This window comes from Snodgrassella sp. CFCC 13594, assembly GCF_001590725.1.
Lineage (GTDB): Bacteria > Pseudomonadota > Gammaproteobacteria > Burkholderiales > Neisseriaceae > Snodgrassella.
In genome coordinates, this window is the sequence record NZ_LQXR01000005.1 from 14,749 (window position 1) to 33,657 (window position 18,909).

At 50.2% G+C, this 18,909-nt stretch carries 17 protein-coding genes and 2 pseudogenes; 9 read left to right on the forward strand and 10 right to left on the reverse strand.

The window, feature by feature from the left end; genetic code table 11:
- The 4 genes from recB (at position 1) to A2F46_RS04450 (ending at position 5,455) form a co-directional block, all read left to right on the forward strand.
- Positions 1-2,775: an exodeoxyribonuclease V subunit beta gene (recB, locus tag A2F46_RS04435; RefSeq protein ID WP_066567241.1), complete on the forward strand. Its 2,775-nt coding sequence runs from the start codon at positions 1-3 to the stop codon at positions 2,773-2,775.
- Positions 2,748-3,605, forward strand: coding sequence for a PD-(D/E)XK nuclease family protein (locus A2F46_RS04440; protein WP_066567244.1), 858 nt, complete (start codon positions 2,748-2,750; stop codon positions 3,603-3,605). Before recB ends, A2F46_RS04440 begins: the two co-directional genes overlap by 28 nt.
- 41 nt (positions 3,606-3,646) lie before the next feature.
- Positions 3,647-4,057 carry a hypothetical protein gene (locus tag A2F46_RS04445; RefSeq protein ID WP_066567247.1) on the forward strand — a complete coding sequence of 137 codons (411 nt, stop codon included), beginning with the start codon at positions 3,647-3,649 and terminating at the stop codon, positions 4,055-4,057.
- Positions 4,058-4,135: 78 nt separating this feature from the next.
- Complete coding sequence (locus A2F46_RS04450) at positions 4,136-5,455, forward strand: DUF445 domain-containing protein (protein WP_066567248.1); 1,320 nt, start codon at positions 4,136-4,138, stop codon at positions 5,453-5,455.
- A gap of 342 nt (positions 5,456-5,797) precedes the next feature.
- Here the strand turns inward: A2F46_RS04450 and A2F46_RS04455 are convergent, their stop codons facing one another.
- The 7 genes from A2F46_RS04455 to A2F46_RS04485 form a co-directional block, all read right to left on the reverse strand.
- Positions 5,798-6,460: a hypothetical protein gene (locus A2F46_RS04455; RefSeq protein ID WP_066567249.1), complete on the reverse strand. Its 663-nt coding sequence runs from the start codon at positions 6,458-6,460 to the stop codon at positions 5,798-5,800.
- Between the two features lie 137 nt (positions 6,461-6,597).
- Positions 6,598-7,923 carry a Xaa-Pro aminopeptidase gene (gene pepP, locus A2F46_RS04460; protein ID WP_066567250.1) on the reverse strand — a complete coding sequence of 442 codons (1,326 nt, stop codon included), beginning with the start codon at positions 7,921-7,923 and terminating at the stop codon, positions 6,598-6,600.
- Positions 7,924-7,929: 6 nt separating this feature from the next.
- Positions 7,930-8,304, reverse strand: coding sequence for a VanZ family protein (locus tag A2F46_RS04465; protein WP_066567252.1), 375 nt, complete (start codon positions 8,302-8,304; stop codon positions 7,930-7,932).
- On the reverse strand, positions 8,304-8,513 hold the full coding sequence (locus A2F46_RS04470; protein WP_066567255.1) for a dioxygenase: 210 nt from the start codon (positions 8,511-8,513) through the stop codon (positions 8,304-8,306). The genes A2F46_RS04465 and A2F46_RS04470 overlap by 1 nt, the downstream gene beginning before the upstream one ends.
- Positions 8,514-8,554: 41 nt before the next feature.
- On the reverse strand, positions 8,555-9,283 hold the full coding sequence (locus A2F46_RS04475; protein ID WP_066567257.1) for a YebC/PmpR family DNA-binding transcriptional regulator: 729 nt from the start codon (positions 9,281-9,283) through the stop codon (positions 8,555-8,557).
- A gap of 158 nt (positions 9,284-9,441) precedes the next feature.
- The gene (locus tag A2F46_RS04480; RefSeq protein ID WP_066567260.1) at positions 9,442-9,921 is read right to left on the reverse strand and encodes a low molecular weight protein-tyrosine-phosphatase; all 480 of its coding nucleotides are present in this window, start codon (positions 9,919-9,921) and stop codon (positions 9,442-9,444) included.
- Entirely contained in the window at positions 9,921-11,066 is a 1,146-nt protein-coding gene (locus tag A2F46_RS04485) for a conjugal transfer protein (RefSeq protein ID WP_231867702.1), read from the reverse strand. Before A2F46_RS04485 ends, A2F46_RS04480 begins: the two co-directional genes overlap by 1 nt.
- Before the next feature lie 138 nt (positions 11,067-11,204).
- Here A2F46_RS04485 and A2F46_RS04495 point away from each other — a divergent pair, with 138 nt between their 5' ends.
- From A2F46_RS04495 to A2F46_RS04510, 4 genes and pseudogenes are all read left to right on the forward strand, one after another.
- A complete protein-coding gene (locus A2F46_RS04495; RefSeq protein WP_066567273.1) occupies positions 11,205-11,399 on the forward strand; it encodes a hypothetical protein in 195 nt (64 codons plus the stop codon).
- Between the two features lie 27 nt (positions 11,400-11,426).
- Positions 11,427-11,612 carry a hypothetical protein gene (locus A2F46_RS12280; RefSeq protein WP_156471558.1) on the forward strand — a complete coding sequence of 62 codons (186 nt, stop codon included), beginning with the start codon at positions 11,427-11,429 and terminating at the stop codon, positions 11,610-11,612.
- A gap of 324 nt (positions 11,613-11,936) precedes the next feature.
- Positions 11,937-13,783 (forward strand): annotated as a pseudogene (gene htpG, locus A2F46_RS04505) (molecular chaperone HtpG).
- Positions 13,784-13,910: 127 nt separating this feature from the next.
- Positions 13,911-15,224 (forward strand): FAD-binding oxidoreductase, encoded by a 1,314-nt coding sequence (locus A2F46_RS04510; protein WP_066567281.1) that lies wholly within the window; start codon positions 13,911-13,913, stop codon positions 15,222-15,224.
- A gap of 65 nt (positions 15,225-15,289) precedes the next feature.
- Here A2F46_RS04510 and A2F46_RS12910 read toward each other — a convergent pair whose 3' ends face one another.
- Both A2F46_RS12910 and A2F46_RS04515 read right to left on the reverse strand, forming a co-directional pair.
- Positions 15,290-15,775 carry a thiamine pyrophosphate-dependent enzyme gene (locus A2F46_RS12910; protein WP_231867703.1) on the reverse strand — a complete coding sequence of 162 codons (486 nt, stop codon included), beginning with the start codon at positions 15,773-15,775 and terminating at the stop codon, positions 15,290-15,292.
- Positions 15,772-17,013, reverse strand: coding sequence for a thiamine pyrophosphate-binding protein (locus A2F46_RS04515; protein ID WP_231867704.1), 1,242 nt, complete (start codon positions 17,011-17,013; stop codon positions 15,772-15,774). Before A2F46_RS04515 ends, A2F46_RS12910 begins: the two co-directional genes overlap by 4 nt.
- Positions 17,014-17,175: 162 nt before the next feature.
- Here A2F46_RS04515 and A2F46_RS12480 point away from each other — a divergent pair, with 162 nt between their 5' ends.
- On the forward strand, positions 17,176-17,727 hold the full coding sequence (locus A2F46_RS12480; protein ID WP_197457560.1) for a hypothetical protein: 552 nt from the start codon (positions 17,176-17,178) through the stop codon (positions 17,725-17,727).
- A gap of 64 nt (positions 17,728-17,791) precedes the next feature.
- Here A2F46_RS12480 and nagZ read toward each other — a convergent pair.
- Positions 17,792-18,879: pseudogene (gene nagZ / locus A2F46_RS04520) on the reverse strand (beta-N-acetylhexosaminidase).
- Positions 18,880-18,909: the final 30 nt, after the last annotated feature.

Consider the following 18,909-nt stretch of genomic DNA (forward strand, 5'->3'; position numbering starts at 1 on the left):
ATGCCCCAACCTTTTAACCCCATCACCCTACCGCTCCATGGCATCAGCTTGATTGAAGCATCTGCGGGTACCGGTAAAACCTACAATATTGCGGCCTTATTTGCCCGTTTGGTGTTATTGGAACACAAGGCAGTGGAACGCATCTTGGTGGTGACTTTCACCAAAGCCGCCACAGCCGAACTCAAAACCCGCCTGCGTGCACGCTTGAATGACGCACTGTCGTTATTGCAAAATCGGCTGGATGAAGACAATCCGCCCGATGAGGTATTGCTGCAACTCATTGCAGCAGCAAGACAGCAAGAAAGTGATGACCAACTGATTTTGCGGCTTCAGGCAGCCATCAACCAATTTGACGGGGCTGCCATCTATACCATTCATGGTTTTTGCCAACGGGTCCTCACGGATTATGCTTTTTTGTGCCAATGCCCCTTTGACACCGAGACCGCCGAAGCCGACCCCAAACTATTGCGCACTTTTGCTGAAGATTTTTGGCGCCGTCATGTCAGCCATGACGCCACACTTGCCCCTCTGGTCGCCGAGCAAGGGCTAACACCACACCATTTGGTAAAAACCCTCGGCGCTTGGGTCAATCGCGCTGATTTGCAACTGCGCCCTGCCGGCGTCGCCGACTTGGCAGAACGCGAACGCACATTGCAAGATTGCTGGCAACGCGTGGCCCAAACATACGATGACATTCAGGCAGCCTTTTGGCGCTTGCACCCCAAGCTCAACGGCAACAGCTATCGCCAAGCAACCTTCAATGCTTTTTTTACGGAGTTGCAGGTCGCCGTGGCCACACAGCAACCCCTTTATGCATTCACCAAACACGACAAATTTGTTCTTTTTGAGGCACCCACACTACACGAAAAAACCAAAAAAGGGCAGATACTGGATGAACAAGACGTAGCCCTGCTGGCCCCATTGGCCGCTTTCGGCACTGCTTATTTGACATTAAAAACGGCGCAACAGGCGGCGTTATTGCAATTACAGTTGGCCTGTTTTGACTACATGCGCCAAGCCATGGTTGAACACAAACGCAACAGTCATCGACGCAGCTTTGATGATTTACTGGCCGACGTGGCCAATGCCCTATCCCCGCAAAACCCCCAAGCGAATGCATTGGCGGCCGCTTTATCCCGCGACTGGCACATAGCCCTTATCGACGAATGCCAAGACACCGATCCACTGCAATACCGATTGTTTAAAACCGCTTTTGCCGAGCAAGGGCGCCCACTCATCATGGTAGGTGATCCCAAGCAAGCCATTTACAGCTTTCGCGGTGCCGACATTCATGCCTACCTTCAAGCAGCCGCCGATACCCCGCCAAGCCAGCGTTATACCTTGTCCACCAACTATCGCAGCCACCAGCCATTGGTACAGTCCATAAGCCACTTATTTGGTGGCAAGGCGTGGCCATTTGTGCTTGAAGGCATCCGCTATACCGCCGTACAAGCCCATCGCGAACACACCAAGCTGACGCCAGCCGTACCTGCATTAAGCGTGCGCTGGCTACATGAGGTGATAGACGTTAACGACAAAGGCAAAGAAACGCTTCCCAGCAAGGAAATGCTGCGCCAGCGCGCTGCCAACTGGTGCGCTGATGAAGTGGCCAACACCCTCCAAAGCGGATTTTCAGGCAAGCTCAAGCTGAATCATCAACCCATCCAAGCGGGCGATATCGCCGTACTGGTACGCACACACAATGAAGGCAAATTGGTGGCTTCGGCCCTGAAAATGCGTGGGGTAGTTAGCGTATCATTGGACAACCAATCGGTATTTGCCAGTCTTGAAGCAGCGGCATTAAATGCATTATTGCAGTTTTGGCTGCACCCCCAACGCACCGAAACACTGCGCTATGTGCTCGGTGGCGTGCTCTATGGGTGGACAGCCGGTCAATTGACCCAATTAAATGCCGATGAAACGACATTGGATCAATGGTTGTCTTGGGCGCAACAGGCCCGTGAATACTGGCAGCAAAAAGGGATATACAGCGCATTGGTGTGGTTTGCCAATATCACCCAAATGGAAAGTCAACTATTGATGCGCCGTGCCGAGCGCAGCCTCACCAATTTTTGGCAACTGGCCGAATTACTGGCCGATGCCGAAGTACAATTGCCCTCGCCCACGGCCTTGGCACAATGGCTGCACACACAAAGCCAACCAGATCAGCGTCAAGGAGAAGAAGCCCTATTGCGCTTGGAGAGCGATGAACACTTGGTGAAAATCGTCACCATGCATGCCGCCAAAGGTTTGGAATACCCGATTGTGTTTTGTCCATTTGTGTGGGATGGCAAGGATGCCACCCAGGGCACTTGGGTCATTATCCACCGCGATGGCCAAGCTGAGCTGGTGCACAAAGATGGGTTGAGTGAAGCAGACAAAGACGCCATGCTAAATGATGCCATGGGCGAAATGCTGCGCTTGTATTATGTGGCCTTCACACGGGCGCGCGAGCAATTGATATTGTATGCGGGCGCCGGCAGCAATCTGGTGGATAATCCGTTTTCTTATCTGCTGGATGGTCACGCCGAAGGCAGCTTGGCGCAAAGCCGCGCGTATTGGGAAGCACATAAAGATCAGCGGATTTCAAGCTTGTATGCCGCTTGGCAGCATTGCCTCAACACGGCGGCCGGCGACACCGACATCCATTGGTTCACAGGGCGCCCGACACAGCACAGCTATTGCCGGCAGCCGTACCCGTCGAGCCTTATCAGGCCTTGTCTATCCCAGCACGATCTTTTGATTTCGTGCGCTACACCAGCTTCACAGCTTTGAGCCGCCACACCACCATACCCACCGCAGACGATGATGAAGAGCTGATACCCGTCATTGATGCAGCCGAAGCCGATGCACAGTCATCGCCCGACATTGTGGCAAGCGCTGCCACGCCGGAAACACCGCTACTGGGTTTTGCCCGTGGCATGAATGCAGGTTTATGCCTGCATGCTTTATTGGAAAATACTGAGTTTACCCATACTGCGGCCGCCCAAGCCGACGCCTATCCCCCTTTATTGAGCCGCTTCGGTTTCGATGCGCAGCTTGCGCCATTCATGCATGATATGGTTGATGCCGTGCGCGAGGCCCCCCTGTTTGCTGACAGCACCCTGGCTAACATAAATGCACACCAGCGCGTTGCCGAGATGGATTTTATGCTTCATGTTTGCGATTTTGCTTTGCCGGTACTACAAAACTGGCTGGCGCAGCCGCATTTAGGGCTACCTGAGATATGTGTGCAAGCGGCTCAAAGCCTTGATTTTGCCACTGTGAATGGTTTTCTTAACGGCGCCATTGATTTGGTGTGTGAAGACCCATGGGGCCGTGTATGCGTGATTGATTACAAATCCAATCACTTGGGCAACCGACTGGCCGATTATCATGCCGCCAATATGGATGCAGCCATGGCCGAACACCACTATTACCTGCAAGCACTGATTTACAGCATCGCTGTGGCGCGCTTTATGGCCACACAAGGCAGGTTGCCTGAAACGCTTTCCGTGCGTTATTTATTCTTGCGTGGCCTCAATCACGAAAACGATAACGGTATTTGGCGCTGGGACATCGCCACCCGCGATTTACAAGCGTGGTTGCCACATGACAAAGACTAAGCCCTGCGGTATATTTGGCGCAAACAACCAAGGAACTCATCATGTTCAGTAAACCTGAAGAAGTCATCATGGCCGTATTAGCGGGCTTATGGGTGATACTCACCTATTTTCTCAGCAGCTACGCCGGCATGCCCACACACACCGCTTTGTTGATCACCCTATTCACTCTAATTTGGGCTATTGTGTTTTTCTTAATGTGGCAGCGCAGCCAAACCCGCTTTATTTGGCCCATTTTTCTGGGGCTGCTGGTGGCGTGCTGGTGGCCGGCCATCACATGGTTTGCCTACAAAGATGTGATCCTGCCTGGCACCGATATGAGTACCATCATCTTGAGCCTGCCTTGGTATGCCACGTGGACAGCTAAATTCATATACGCCTTCATCCCGGTGGTGGTGGGCTATATCATCAAATGGCGCTGGCACCAACGTCGTCAAACACCAGCACAACCTTGATTCAGGCAGCCTGACGCACCTCATCTTGGCGGCCAAGCTTGTTGTTTGGCCGTTTTGACATCAGCCAAACGATCCCCTATGTCTATGCCTCCTTTAGATACCACTGCTTTATCCCGCCAACGATTGCGTCGCAGCCGAATTTGGGCTTTGGGTTTACTGCTGCTGGCCTGTGCGCTGTTTGTGGTGTCCTGCTTGTTGCTGCATCGATATCCTGCCCTAGGCTACCTAAAAGCCTTTAGTGAAGCCGCCATGGTGGGTGCTTTGGCCGACTGGTTTGCCGTTACCGCCCTATTTCGGCACCCTTTGGGCCTACCCATTCCCCACACCGCCATTTTGCCGCGAAAGCAAAGCAAAATCGGCGATGAAATTGGCCGTTTTATTGCGCATAATTTTCTGCAAGGCAAATCCATTGCTGTACGCGTCTACCAATTGCATCCAACCCAGAAAATGCTGGATTGGCTCACCAATCAAATCCATCAGCAAAGTTGGCTGCCCTTGTTGAGCGCGCAAATTCCAGCACTACTTCGAGCCGCCAAACCACAAGACGTATCCCGCTTTGTGGGCCAACTCATCGACAGTCAATACAGTGGAGAAAAACTGGGTCAAACCTTAGCCAATGTGCTGCAACTACTGAATAAACAAGGCATAGACACGGTATTGCTGCGCGCCCTAATGAAGCAAATACGCCGGTGGCTGCAAGACGATGCCACTCGACAAATGCTGGAAACCAGTTTATTGACATGGGCAGGTAAAATAGAAAAAGAAGCCCCCAATGCCTGGGACAAATTCAAGTCATCCTTGAAAACCACCTTGGCTGAGCGCGTGGACGATTGGGTAGCGGGCAAAGCCTTGGATTGGGCTGACTCCTACCTCGCAGCAGCGCTGGTCGATGACCAGCACACCTTATGGCGCGGTTATCGCAAACAAATTGTGCACAGCATTCGGCAATTACGCCGCAACCCGTTGTGGCATCAACGTTTGGCAGCTGGCCGTCACCAATTAGCACAATCACCGGCGCTACAAACCAGCCTGGCGCACATGTGGTCCAGTTTCATTGAGTGGAGCGAAGACGATGTGGGTCAATCAAATTCTTGGTGGCAGACCCAAATAGAACGATTATTGACCCACATGCAACTTCAGGCAAGCCATTACCCGCAGTTCATGCGCCGTGTTGACGCACGCTTGGCTTTGGCGGTCAAAGCCGCCGTCGAGCAATACAAACATCAGGCTGGCCAATTTGTGGCCGATAAGGTGAAAAGCTGGGATAGTCGCCAAATGGTGGATAAATTGGAGCTCAGTGTAGGGCGTGATTTGCAATTTATCCGCATCAACGGCACCCTTGTGGGCGGTTTGATTGGCTTGGTGATTTATGGCGCATCGCAATTTTTGTTGCAATAAACGCTGGTTCATCAACCTAATAATTAACACACTTGACCAAAGAATGGCCCAAATTCACGCTGGTTGGATCGCAAGGTATTCAATCGCATCTGGATGCGATGATACTTTACTAGCGAGTCATCCATTCATCCAATAAGCGCACACGACAAGCAATCCGATTGGCCCGTATTTATCCTCAATAATCAATTGATCTTTTCTTACCTTGAGTCAAAATAACCAACCAAAACGGAACCGAGCAGTGTCATCATCAGCGTAAAAATCCGCTTCATATTGGGTAATTCGATAATACTCCATGCCAGCAAGCAGCCTAATCTTCATGGTGGTGCTTGCATGGATGGGTCATCAATGGTCGCAAGGTTTGATGCGCCCGGCCGAGCGGGTGATATTAACTGGGTCGCCATCTGTCACATCCAGAAGACTTGCGCGATACGCATAAGTCGTTTTGGATTGTGTACCGGGACCACCCCAACTGCTATTGGATTTATTTTCGATAATCAATTGGTATTGTCGGTTTTTCTGGGGCGTGAAACTTAAACCAAACCCAAATTCTTCAACAGCACTGCTAAGCAGTGCGCCTAAACCACTGCCCATCTTTGGAATAAAAATGGTCAACGGCTTATCGGCATTAACCACCATGTCCTTAGAAATATAGGAATATCCATATGCAGACAAACCCATTTGCTGCATCTGCTCAACGGATAAGCCTTTGACACCCAAATCATGGGTAATAAATTCCTTGGTTTGGGGCGACTTAAACGACCAGAATGAGAGATCGCTGCGCAAGCTTTCTGGTCGCTGATCATTAATCAGTCCAGAGCGCGATAAATCCACACAATTGGCATTTGGTGTGGCAAATACACGCGCAGCATCTGTGGTCAATCTGATTGTGGCAGTGGCATCGGTTAATTGAAAGTCTGCCGGTTGACGCGCGCTGATGGTATAGCGCTCCATTGCACTACAGGCAGACAACCATACACACGACAGTACTATCAGTGATTTTTGCATGCAGGTTCCCTAAAAATATGGATTCGCTGATATCTTTTAATGATGATGCTTTTTTCAGGCAACACCACCACACCGTACTCGATTAAACGCAGGGATCACGCTACATTTAAATACATACCCCCAATGGGTGCTTAAATTTATCGTGCCAACATCAGCGCTTCGATTTCCGCTGTCGATTTCGGCACAGAACGAGTCAATACCTCATGGCCGGTTGAGGTCACCAATACATTGTCTTCAATGCGAATGCCTATATTATGAAAATCCGTGGGGATGTCGGCGGCAGCAGCGATGTATAACCCAGGCTCAACCGTTGTCACCATACCTGGCGCCAACATGATGGCTTGGCCTTGTGCATCAAAGCGACCACCCACGTCATGCACATCCAAGCCTAACCAATGGCCCAAGCCATGCATGTAAAAACGCCGATAAGTTTGCGTCTCAATGTTGTCGTCCACACGGCCGTGTAATAGCCCCAAATCCACCAAACCTTCGGTTAACAGGCGCACAGCCGCTTGGCTAATCAACTGCCAGTCTGCCCCTGGCCGAATGGCAGCAATGCTTTGCTCATTCACCGCTAAAACCACATCGTATACTGCTTTTTGTGCCGCGCTAAAGCGCCCATTAACAGGGAAAGTACGGGTAATGTCGCCCGCATACATTTGGTATTCAGCACCGGCATCAATCAACAATAAATCGCCATCGCGTAATGCCGACCCATTGGCCACATAATGTAAGCAACAGGCATTTTTACCACCCGCCACAATGCTGTTGTAAGAAGGTGATCGGGCGCCGCGCTGCATGAATGCATGCAAAATTTCCCCTTCCACCTGATATTCAAACTGTCCGACGCGCGTCGTTTGCATGGCGCGAATGTGCGCTTGTGCCGAAATTTCAGCCGCTGCGCGCATCAATGCTTGCTCACTGGCATCTTTCACCAAGCGCATGCCATCCAAAATAGCGCTGAAATCAATTAAGCCCGTGGGCGCGATGGTGCTACCATGAGCGGCTCGGTAAGCCGCCATATTGCGTACCTCATGCCAGATAGCCATGATTTCGGTATCGTGTTGCGGATAGCGGCCCCACAATGCATAAAGCTGCGTGTGTCCGGGCAAGGCTGCCTGAAAACTACTTTGCCAGTCATCCATACTGCCTGCCGCATCCACGCCAAATGCCTCTTTGGCCGCAGCCGGACCATAGCGGAAACCGTTCCAGATTTCGTGTAATTCATCTTTATTACGGCAAAAAAGCGTGCTGCTACGGGTACGGCCATCCAGCAACAACATAGCGCCTGGCTCAGGAAACCCGGTAAGATAGTGTAGGTAGCTATCAGGACGATAGGGATATTCGGTGTCATTGCTGCGCACCCGTTCGGGTGCTGCAAATACCACGGCCACGCCGGTTTCACCCAATTGTGCCAATACCTGCTCACGCCGGGCTTGATAAACTGCAATCGCCACATCCATTTGTCTCTATCCTTTTCTTTGGCGCGCCTGCGCCACTTGCTGTGCCAGCCATAGCGCCAGCGCGGCACCGCACACATCCGCTACGCCATCTAAAACCTCAGCTTGTCGTGTGGTCGTGAAGAGCCCTTGTAGCATTTCGCTGCCGACCGCCCAAACCAACGCGCAACTCATCAACGTGCGCCAAGGTATGGGTCGCCCTTGGCTAAAAAAACCTTTAGCCAATAACCACATTTGCACAAAAAAAAGCGCGAAGTGACTCGCTTTATCAAAATGAGGAAATGGCGCTGGGCCACCGCCATCCTTGAAAAATAAAGCATAAATGCCCGCCCAAAACCACACAGCTGCTAAGCCAAACCATTGATTCACGCGCCCAGCGGCCATCAATTAGCCGCCTCTTCATCCAGCCAGGTCTGGCACACATCGGCTAATCGCGTAAAAGCACCGCCGCGAGAGGCCAACGAAGCTTGCCAAACACATACAGTAGGGATGTCGGGAGCCTCATCAATGGCACACTCATACAGCCAAAAATCCAGTGTTTCGGCACAAATACCAATGGACTCAGTTTGCAAAAGATCGGTGATGGCTTGCATAAAAGGCTGCCTGAAAAAAAGCCGATGTGTCGGCCTAGGTATTAGTCTAAGTCCAAAGCGGCAGTCGTATACACATCTTGAACATCATCTAAATCCTCCAACGCGTCCAAAAGTTTTTGCATTTTTTCGGCGTCTTCGCCACTCAGTTCGGTTTCGTTTTGGGCACGCATGGTGACTTCACCATCATCAGCCTGGAAGCCCGCTGCGGCCAACGTAGCTTTGACATCAGAATATTCATTCGGACCAGTAATCACCTCCACCGAGCCATCATCCTGCGTCACCACGTCTTCGGCACCCGCCTCCAACGCGGCTTCCATCAATGCATCTTCATCCACGCCAGGCGCAAACAACAAATACCCCTGATGCACAAATTGAAACGCCACCGAACCATCGGTGCCCAGATTGCCGCCATTTTTACTGAACGCATGGCGCACATCGGCCACGGTTCGGGTTTTATTGTCAGTAAGGCAATCCACCATCACAGCCGCACCGCCAATACCATAGCCTTCATAACGCAACTCTACGTATTCCACACCTTCTAGATTGCCCGCCCCTTTATCAATCGCCCGCTGAATATTGTCTTTGGGCATATTGGCCGCAGTGGCTTTGTCCACTGCCAAACGCAAACGCGGATTCGAACCCACTTCACCACCACCCAAACGAGCTGCAATGGTGATTTCTTTGATTAATCGGGTAAAAATTTTACCGCGCTTGGCATCTTGGCGCCCTTTGCGGTGTTGGATATTGGCCCACTTACTGTGTCCAGACATATACACTCCTTCGATTGGTGACCCGTTTCACAGCGAATGTGAAAAGAGAAGCCAAAGCACGTAGCTTTGGCATTCAGGTATTTGATATGGCGGCATTTTACCATGCTGGGGGTGGCTTGAGTAGGCCGGCATTCAGGCAGCCCGAACCTCAAGCAAGATTAACGTGACTGGCAACGTGTTTGAATGTCGGCCAAAAGAGCAGAACAAGCACCAGAAACAATATGCCATGTCTCGCGAAAATCACCGGTGAAATAAGGATCCGGCACATGGTCATATTGGCAATTGCCCAGCCAATCCGTTAATTTATGCACACGATGCAACCGAGATGGCCCAAACAAGCGCGCCAATTCGGCCATATTATGGTCGTCCATCGCCACAATGTAGTCATAGTCATCGGCATCACTGGCGCGCACTTGACTGCTGACAAAGCCATTGGGCAAGATATGATGCGCCACCAACTCCGCACGGGTGCCAGCATGCATGTCTTCACCATTGTGCCAACCCGAAGTTCCAGCACTGGCGGTCTCAACCATTTGCGCACATCCAGCTTGCTGGGCCAAGTCCCGCAACACAAATTCAGCCATCGGCGAGCGGCAAATATTACCCAAACACACAAACAATACCTTGGTTTTCAACATCAGTGATGCTCGGTAAACAATGGATTATGACCCAGCATGTGTATCGCCTGAGCATAATTGGGCAACGCATCGGCCTCAGCCAGTGGCTCATGCAGCAAACGAATGTTTTCCACTTGGCATTCGGCCAGCAAATCGATGAATTGCTGTACCACCGTATCCATGTTGTCGGCTGGGGTGAGCGGCCAAGCAAAGACCTGTGGTGCCAATTCAAAAACCGCATCGGTGGCGTTAAAACCAAACAACAGCCGCCCTCCTGCCTGCGCTGCGATGACCACACCCACCCGCGGACTTTGCAACCGAATGGCACGCACGGCATTGGTGGTAAATACATCACATGCCATACGCAAACGCAAGGCATTGCCCTCTCGCATAGCGGTCATCGGCGTCATGGGCATCATGGGATTGGTAAATAACGTTGCGCCAGGCGTGTGAAAATGGGTTTGCCACGCTTGCATCAGTGGTAACGCCACACTACCCAAAGGCGTGGATAAGGCTGCCTGAATGCCTTTGCCCGCAAAACCCACCGCATAGCGTACTTGCACTGATTGGCCCGCTTCAAGGGCAAAGCCTTGATCGGATAATGTGCTCAGTAAAGACTCAGCGGCAGCGGCATTTTTTTTTCGCCGCAAACCATTGATGCGCTTTAATTGCCCCCAGTTCAGCTGCACTGAGCAAATGAGGTGCCCAGTGTATGGTGGCCCAATCGGATAGCCAAGGCTGCCCTTGAAAAAGGGTTTCGATCTCAGCCACTGGCACATTGTTGGGTAAATGGATCGTTTGTTTGGCACCGCCACCACCACCACCGGCAAAGCCAACCATTGCACTTCGTCATCACCATGCGCCGCCAATACATCCGCCAAGCTTTGCCACAAAGCACTGTAAACCGCAGCATTGGGCGCCAGAGCCAGCGCCACCGACAAATTCAAATAGTGGTTTTGCGCCAACATTTGCGCAATTTCAACGGCCAACGTTTCTCGTGCCAAAGTCGCTTGTGCTTTAGAAGTAGGCGCCGCCAACTGTGCCGCGTGCAACAGCAATTCATTTTTAACAGGGTCTGTCGGATACGCGCGCGTATCAGGCAAGCGATAATGAGTGGGGTTCATCGTGATGGAATACAGGCAATATAAAGAATGCCATTCTAGCAAAATTCACACACTTCGGTGGCACATGCCACGCACTCGAATGCAAGACTGCCAACCAAAAGCACACGCCCAATTCTGGACCCATGAGCGACAGGCCAATGCTGATCGCCACTGCTACAAAAACCAGCAACAACAATCCTGATGCCTAACCAATCTTTAGTTGATTTTTTATTGTCACGTAAAAAAGCCCCGTTCGAGAGCATTACTCAGCCTTCTTTTTATGGTGGTTTAGGCCAGCATTTTCAACACTCAGCGCCTGCGCCGCCACTCATCGAAGAACAAGCAAAACCCATATCCATCCATGCAGGGAGCGCACAGACATTGGCGCCCAAATAGGCTGGATCAGCCAAAGCCGCCAACCTCATGTATCGAAACTCAGCCCGAGCAAGCAAGGCTGCTTGGCTCACGAACATCCTTGCTTGCAAACCCGATGTTGTTAGCGGTGGTAAACCCAACGAGGCTTTAAAAACTGGTGACGACAATGATGCCGTTAGCCCAGAATTTTTCAGCAATAGAGATGCCGGTGTCGCTTACGGCGTGGTGAACTAGGCCTAAGCCAAAACATTGAAATATCAAGCCTTGATCATGATTTTCAGCGTGGTGAACTGGGTCTAAACCACGCACATTATTGCATTGTTGTTCAATCTGGCAAGCATTCTCCCACCAACCCAAAATCATGCGACATGGGCGTTTCAGGCAGCCTGAATGACCAAGCTGCCTGAATTTTATGCCACTTTGTCTTGAAACTCTTCATTCCACCCTTATCTGGTTTAGCAATTAATGATTTTGTCCCCTGATTGAAAACCGTTTTAGAGGTACATGATGAAACAAACCCATGCATTTCAAACTGAAGTTAAACAATTACTGCAACTGATGATTCACTCTTTGTATAGCAACAAAGAGATTTTTTTGCGAGAGCTGATTTCCAATGCGGCTGATGCCTGCGACAAACTGCGCTTTGAGGCACTCAATAACGCAGCACTGCTGGGCGACGATACTGAATTCAAAATCACCGTCACCGCCAACCAAGACGCCAAAACCATTACCGTGTCCGATAACGGCATCGGCATGAATGAAGCCGAGATCATTGAGCATTTGGGTACCATCGCCAAATCAGGCACCAAGGCCTTTTTTGAAAAGCTCACGGGTGATGCGCAAAAAGATGCCCATTTAATTGGCCAATTTGGCGTGGGTTTCTACTCGGCGTTCATGGTGGCGGACAGCGTGACTGTAGAGAGCCGCAAAGCTGGGCTGCCTGAACATGAAGCTGTCCGCTGGGTGAGTGCCGGCGATGGCGAATACACAGTAGAACCCATCAGCAAAAGTACGCGTGGCACCAACGTGATTTTGCACCTCAAAGAAGATGAGCACGATTTGCTTTCCGATTGGACACTGCGCCGCATCGTGACCACCTACAGTGACCATATCGCCGTGCCCATTTACATGAAAAAGGCGCCTGAATACGACGACGAAGGCAATCCCAAACCGGTGGATGAATTGGAAATCGTCAACCAAGCTCAAGCCTTGTGGTTGCGGCCTAAAAATGAAATTACTGACGAGCAGTATCAGGCCTTTTATAAACACGTTTCACACGACTTTGACGATGCCTTGGCGTGGACTCATTTTCGCGTAGAAGGCCGCCATGAATATACCGGTTTACTCTATATTCCCAAACGCGCACCTTATGATTTGTATGAGCGCGATCCCAAACATGGTGTACAACTGTTTGTGAAACGTGTGTTCATCATGGATGACGCCAAAAAACTGATGCCTTTGTATTTGCGCTTTGTGCGCGGGGTTATTGACAGCAGTGACTTGCCTTTGAATGTATCGCGCGAAATTTTGCAACAAAGCAAAGATTTAGATGCCATTCGTGCGGGGAGTGTCAAAAAAGTTTTGTCTTTACTGGAAGACATCAAGAAAAACGAACCGGAAAAATACACCGAATTCTGGTCAACCTTTGGCAATGCTTGAAAGAAGGCATCGGGGAGGATGTGGCCAATAAAGATAAAATTGCAGGGCTGTGCCTATTTGCCTCTACCCACAATGACACGGATGCACAAAATGTATCGCTCGCTGATTACATCGCTCGTATGAAGGCAGGCCAAGACAAAATTTATTACATCACTGGCGACAGTTATGCTGCTGCCAAAAACAGCCCACACTTGGAAATTTTCGCCAAAAAAGGGGTGGAAGTATTGCTGTTAACCGATCGCGTAGACGAATGGGTAGTAGGCAGCTTGTTTGAATTTGGTGGCAAAAAACTGATCAGCGTGGCTAAGGGTGATTTGGATTTGGGTGATTTGGCTGATGAGGCAGACAAAGCAGAACAAACCAAAATAGAAGAAGCCAGCAAAGCCGTGGTGGAAGCGATCAAAGCCGATTTGGGCGACAAAGTGGAAGCAGTGCGCGCCACCACTCGTCTTACCGATAGCCCCGCGTGTTTGGTGGTCGGTGAAAACGACATGAGCCAACATTTGGCACGCATGCTGGAAGCCGCTGGCGCCGGTGGGCAAATCCCGCACAGCAAGCCCACATTGGAAATCAATCCGGAACACTTATTGGTTCAAAAAATCGCCGAAGCCCAAGATTCAGCACAACGCCGCGATTTATCTGAATTGGTGTATGAGCAGGCACTTTTGGCAGAAGGTGGGAAACTCGACAACCCCGCAGCGTTTGTTAAACGCATGAACCATCTATTGCTCACCATGAGCCAATAATCTTTTAATTTTTAAAAAAATCAACAGGCTGCCTGAAATATTCAGGCAGCCTGTTTCTGTTTTCAAGCAGCAATGATAGGCTAAAGCATGCACATTGCGTTGTTTTGTTCCCGTTTCAGGAGCCGCTATGAATCACAATCCACGCCACATTCCGATTTATTCCAACGGCCAATATCCCGATAGCTACTATGCTGCCAGCCGCAACGACCACACTGAATACCCCACGTTGCAAAATGACATGACTGCTGAAATTTGCGTAGTCGGCGGCGGCTACAGCGGCTTATCCACCGCCATTCACCTACTGGAACTGGGGCATGAAGTGGTGCTCTTGGAAGGCGCGCGCATAGGCTGGGGCGCATCTGGACGCAATGGGGGTCAAATCGTCAATGGTCTCAATGCTGGCTTAGACAAAATTCAGAAAGCATATGGCGCCGACACCGCAGCCTTCGTAGGCGGCCTGATTACCCGAGGTAACGACATCATCCGCCGCGTGATTGCCGATTACCACATTGAATGTGATCTAAAAAATGGCAATATCTATGTTGGCCACACCGAAGCACACATGCAAGGCTTACGCAATAAAAAAGCATTATGGGCACAATACGGCATGGACAGCCATGAAATACTTGACCGCACTGCGCTCAAACAATACATCAATAGCAATGCCTATTTAGGTGGCATGATTGACCATTCAGGCGGACACATGCATCCACTGAATCTCGCGTTGGGTGAAGCACGTGCCCTCACTCAACTCGGCGGAAAAATATTTGAACACACCTTGGTCACTGAAGTGACCCCGGCCCAGGATCATGTGTTGGTGCTCACCGACCAAGGCAGCGTGCGCGCCCAGCAAGTGGTGTTGTGCGGCAATGCTTACTTAGACAAAGCAGTACCAACGCTGCGCGACCGCGTTATGCCAGCCTCAACCCAAATTGTGGCCACCGAGCCATTGGGTGATTTGGCAAACGAATTGATGCCTGGCGGTGCTTGCGTGGAAGATGTGCGCTACATTTTAGATTATTACCGCATCAGCGCAGATGGCCGCCTTCTCTTTGGAGGCGGCACCGTATATGGCGGTACGGATCCTGCTGATATTGAAGCCAAAATCCGCCCCAATATGGAAAAAGTGTTCCCACAAACTCAAGGTGTCAACATTGATTATGCGTGGAGTGGCAATTTCGCCATCTCCTTTTCGCGCGTCCCGCAAATGGGGGAAATTCACCCGCGCATTAAATTTGCCCACGGCTATAGTGGACATGGCGTCACCGGTTCTCATCTGTTTGGCCAAATTTTGGCCAATGCCATTCATGGCAATACCACCGAATATGAGCGCTTCAAAGCCATCCCTTGGCTACCCTTCCCCGGCGGCCGAGCTTTGCGCGTTCCCTATTCCATGATTGGCTCATGGTGGTATGGCTTGCGCGATCGATTGGGCATGTAAAAAAACACTTAGAGCACAAAAAAGGCTGCCTGTGCATTCAGGCAGCCTTTGGTTTTCCACTTAAATCAACGTCGCAGATTGGTTTTAAGTAATTCTTTGATTTCATCGCCACGACCATTCATGATCGCTTTAATCATAAACAGACTGAATCCTTTAGCTTGAGCCAATTTGATTTTGGGTGGCATCGCCAGTTCTTGTTTGGCGGTAACCACATCCACCAATGCCGGGCCATCAAACGCCAATGCTTCGGTTAAGGCGGCATCCAAGTCTTCGGCTTTTTCTACGCGAAAAGATTTAATACCGATAGCGTCTGCCATCGCTGCAAAATTCGGATTTTGCAAATCGGTGGCATGATCCAAATAGCCAGACGCTTTCATTTCCATCGCCACAAACCCCAATGTGCTGTTATTAAAAATCACGATCTTCACTGGCAGATTAAGCTGTTTAACAGTCAGGATTTCACCCATCATCATCGCAAAACCGCCATCACCAGACAATGACACCACTTGCCGTTTGGTATCCGCGCCTTGCGCACCCAAAGCTTGCATCATGCATTGGCCATAGAACCGTGGTTAAACGAACCGATTAAGCGGCGTTTTCCATTCATATGCAAATAACGTGCAGCCCACACCGTTGGCGTACCCACATCGGCGGTGAATACAGCATCATCAGCAGCCAATGCGCTGATTCGGCTGGCCACATATTGTGGATGAATGGGTTTACCCGCAGGCGTACTCACGGCCAAATCATCCAATTCGGCGCGGGTTTTCTGATAGTGCGCTTTGGCATTGTCCAAAAACGTACCATCTTTATTATCGGCCAACAATGGCAACAAGGCTGCGGCAGTTTCTTTTACACCGCCAATAATGCCTTGCGTCAATGGCACACGTTTGCCTAAATTGGCGGCATTGATGTCCACTTGGAATACTTTGGCTTTTTCAGGATAAAACGGGCGATATGGGAAATCGGTGCCCAGCATCAACAGAGTATCGCTGTTGAGCATGGCATGGTAGCCGGAAGAAAAACCAATCAACCCTGTCATCCCCACATCATTTGGATTATCCCACTCTACCCATTCCTTCCCACGCAAAGCATGCACCACAGGGGCTTTGAGTTTTTGTGCCAAAGCCACAACTTCATCGTGCGCACCTGCACAGCCAGAACCAGCTAAAATAGTAATGGCCTTCGATTCATTCAAAGCAGAGGCCAGTTTGTTGATTTCTTCAGCATTAGGCAGCACGTGAGGTAATACGGGTGCTGTCCATTGATCCGCCGTATCCGCAGGTATTTCGGACAATGATACATCCCCTGGGATCACCAAAACCGCTACACCACGCTGGCCCACAGCCACATTCATGGCTCGGAATAAAATTTCCGGCATTTGCTGTGGATTAGACACCAACTCCACAAAATCGCTACATTCGCGAAACAATTCTTGTGGATGGGTTTCTTGGAAATAGCCCAAACCAATTTCAGATGAAGGAATGTGTGACGCAATCGCCAATACCGGTACATGGTTACGCTGGCAATCAAATAACCCATTGATTAAATGCAAATTACCAGGCCCACAACTACCAGCACAGACTGCCATCTTACCCGTGACCGCGGCTTCTGCACCAGCGGCAAAAGCGGCAGTTTCCTCATGGCGCACGTGCATCCATTCAATTTTACCGTTGCGCCGCAAACTATCGTTAATGCCATTTAAGCTATCACCGGTAATGCCCCATATCCGCTGCACGCCAGCATTAACCAACGTATCCACCAGTAAATCCGCGATTGTCCTAGCCATATTGGTTTCCTCTTGATGTTGTTTTATGTGTTTATATAAACACTATAATACGCCTTCTTTTTAAAATTTTCACTTTAGAAAAATAAATATTCCTATATTGTTCGTTTATTTTCTTTAATTTGTGTATGCAAAAAATAAATATTCGATTTAGAAAATAGGAAAATGGTTATTGCCTATCCCGTTATGGAAATCGAAAACCCAATTAAAAATACGGCGCAAACACGACGGCTATGTTCTTATCCACCGCTGCCTGAATCCAATCCTCATCTTGTGGGGTCAATGAATACACCGTTACTGTCTTTGTGGCATGTGCCTGCTGCAAAGCTTTTCACAAAGCAGCGGCAACCACCGCTGGATGGTCGAATTCACCGCAATCGAACCAATATCGTGGTTGGTTCGTGCGCAATGGCCACCATTAAAGGACTTGCGTTCATCTCAGATATCCTTAACCATTATGGCATTGGATACGGGGTGACCTGCACCGAAATACCATTCAGTAACGAGTTATTGATTGGCTGCTGTTGTTGCATGTATTGCGTCACGCGTGAAAACTGTATCTACTGCGTTTCTGCACAGTCGCAATCCCACGCAAGCACAATCACACCATACCGAAAACCATCAAGCGGTGCATCTCATCTCTCTTTTTATACTGTCCGCAATGACAATCATCACACAAGCCAATCCATTGATCAAGCCACAAAAAACCGCCGATGATAATAACCATTCGGCGGTTGAATGCAGTTTAGGCAGACTTAGGCTGCCTGAAAAAACCATGGACTCAAAATGCTTCTCCGACTTTAACTCCGCCACAAACATCCTTGGGTGTGGCCAATTGCGATACCACCTGCTGGGCAGCTTGAAATTCAGGCGTCTCCATCATGCGCACAAAATCGTTGGGCTCTCCTTGCCCCGCAATCATTTGCCAACGCTGCGCCAATAATGCAGTGGGATGCCAAGCCAAATCAGCTACCAACGCGTCTACCCAATCGGGTTTGTTGCACACCAGCACGATATCACAACCCGCCGTGAATGACCGCTCTGCTCGTGCCAGAATGTCGCCCGCCATGCTGGCACCTTCCATGGTCAAGTCATCAGAGAAAATCACACCGTCAAAACCCAATCGCTCACGCAGTACGTCTTTTAACCAAATTTTGGAATACCCTGCAGGTTCGTGTGCATCAATTTGTGGGTAAATAACATGTGCTGGCATCACCGCCGCCATACCAGCATCAATCAAATCCTTAAACGGCTGAAGATCGTTATCCCACAACTCATCCCAACTACGGTTATCTTCGGGTAAGGTCATATGACTGTCTCCCGATACATGACCATGACCGGGAAAATGTTTGCCACAAGCTTTCATACCGCCACGGTGCAGGCCTTGTTGCACGGCCAAAGCCAATGCAGCCACAATGGCAGGTTGCCGATGAAAGCTGCGATTGCCAATCACCGCACAATCCCCCCAGTCCAAATCCAATACTGGCGTAAATGACAAATCAATACCACACGCACGCAATTCTGTGGCCAGTACCCAGCCTGCCTGTCGCGCCAATGCTTTGGCGCGATCTTCACCATCCATATCCCAGATTTCACCCAATACATGCATGGCCGGCAAGCGCGTAAATTCCTGAATAAAGCGCTGCACCCGCCCGCCTCATGATCCACGGCCACCACCAGCGTAGGCTGCCTTAATGCTTTAATGTCGGCTACTAATCGCGAAATTTGGTCACGCGATTGGTAATTACGGCGAAATAAAATCACCCCACCCACCGCGGGATCACACAAACGCACCCGCTCTTCTTCTGTCAATTCAAAACCAGCCACGTCCGCCATGACTGGACCACGCGGCAAACCAATTGCGTCCATTTTTATGTCTGTTTCCCATTAAAATCGATG

What these genes read in the sequence shown, in the direction of transcription:
- recB (WP_066567241.1), top strand. Translation starts at nt 1, where the DNA reads ATGCCCCAACCTTTTAACCCCATCACCCTACCGCTCCATGGCATCAGC.
- A2F46_RS04445 (WP_066567247.1), top strand. Translation starts at nt 3,647, where the DNA reads ATGTTCAGTAAACCTGAAGAAGTCATCATGGCCGTATTAGCGGGCTTA.
- A2F46_RS04450 (WP_066567248.1), top strand. Translation starts at nt 4,136, where the DNA reads ATGTCTATGCCTCCTTTAGATACCACTGCTTTATCCCGCCAACGATTG.
- A2F46_RS04455 (WP_066567249.1), bottom strand. Translation starts at nt 6,460, where the DNA reads ATGCAAAAATCACTGATAGTACTGTCGTGTGTATGGTTGTCTGCCTGT.
- pepP (WP_066567250.1), bottom strand. Translation starts at nt 7,923, where the DNA reads ATGGATGTGGCGATTGCAGTTTATCAAGCCCGGCGTGAGCAGGTATTG.
- A2F46_RS04465 (WP_066567252.1), bottom strand. Translation starts at nt 8,304, where the DNA reads ATGGCCGCTGGGCGCGTGAATCAATGGTTTGGCTTAGCAGCTGTGTGG.
- A2F46_RS04470 (WP_066567255.1), bottom strand. Translation starts at nt 8,513, where the DNA reads ATGCAAGCCATCACCGATCTTTTGCAAACTGAGTCCATTGGTATTTGT.
- A2F46_RS04475 (WP_066567257.1), bottom strand. Translation starts at nt 9,283, where the DNA reads ATGTCTGGACACAGTAAGTGGGCCAATATCCAACACCGCAAAGGGCGC.
- A2F46_RS04480 (WP_066567260.1), bottom strand. Translation starts at nt 9,921, where the DNA reads ATGTTGAAAACCAAGGTATTGTTTGTGTGTTTGGGTAATATTTGCCGC.
- A2F46_RS04495 (WP_066567273.1), top strand. Translation starts at nt 11,205, where the DNA reads ATGCCTAACCAATCTTTAGTTGATTTTTTATTGTCACGTAAAAAAGCC.
- A2F46_RS12280 (WP_156471558.1), top strand. Translation starts at nt 11,427, where the DNA reads ATGTATCGAAACTCAGCCCGAGCAAGCAAGGCTGCTTGGCTCACGAAC.
- A2F46_RS04510 (WP_066567281.1), top strand. Translation starts at nt 13,911, where the DNA reads ATGAATCACAATCCACGCCACATTCCGATTTATTCCAACGGCCAATAT.
- A2F46_RS12910 (WP_231867703.1), bottom strand. Translation starts at nt 15,775, where the DNA reads ATGATGCAAGCTTTGGGTGCGCAAGGCGCGGATACCAAACGGCAAGTG.
- A2F46_RS04515 (WP_231867704.1), bottom strand. Translation starts at nt 17,013, where the DNA reads ATGGCTAGGACAATCGCGGATTTACTGGTGGATACGTTGGTTAATGCT.
- A2F46_RS12480 (WP_197457560.1), top strand. Translation starts at nt 17,176, where the DNA reads ATGGTTATTGCCTATCCCGTTATGGAAATCGAAAACCCAATTAAAAAT.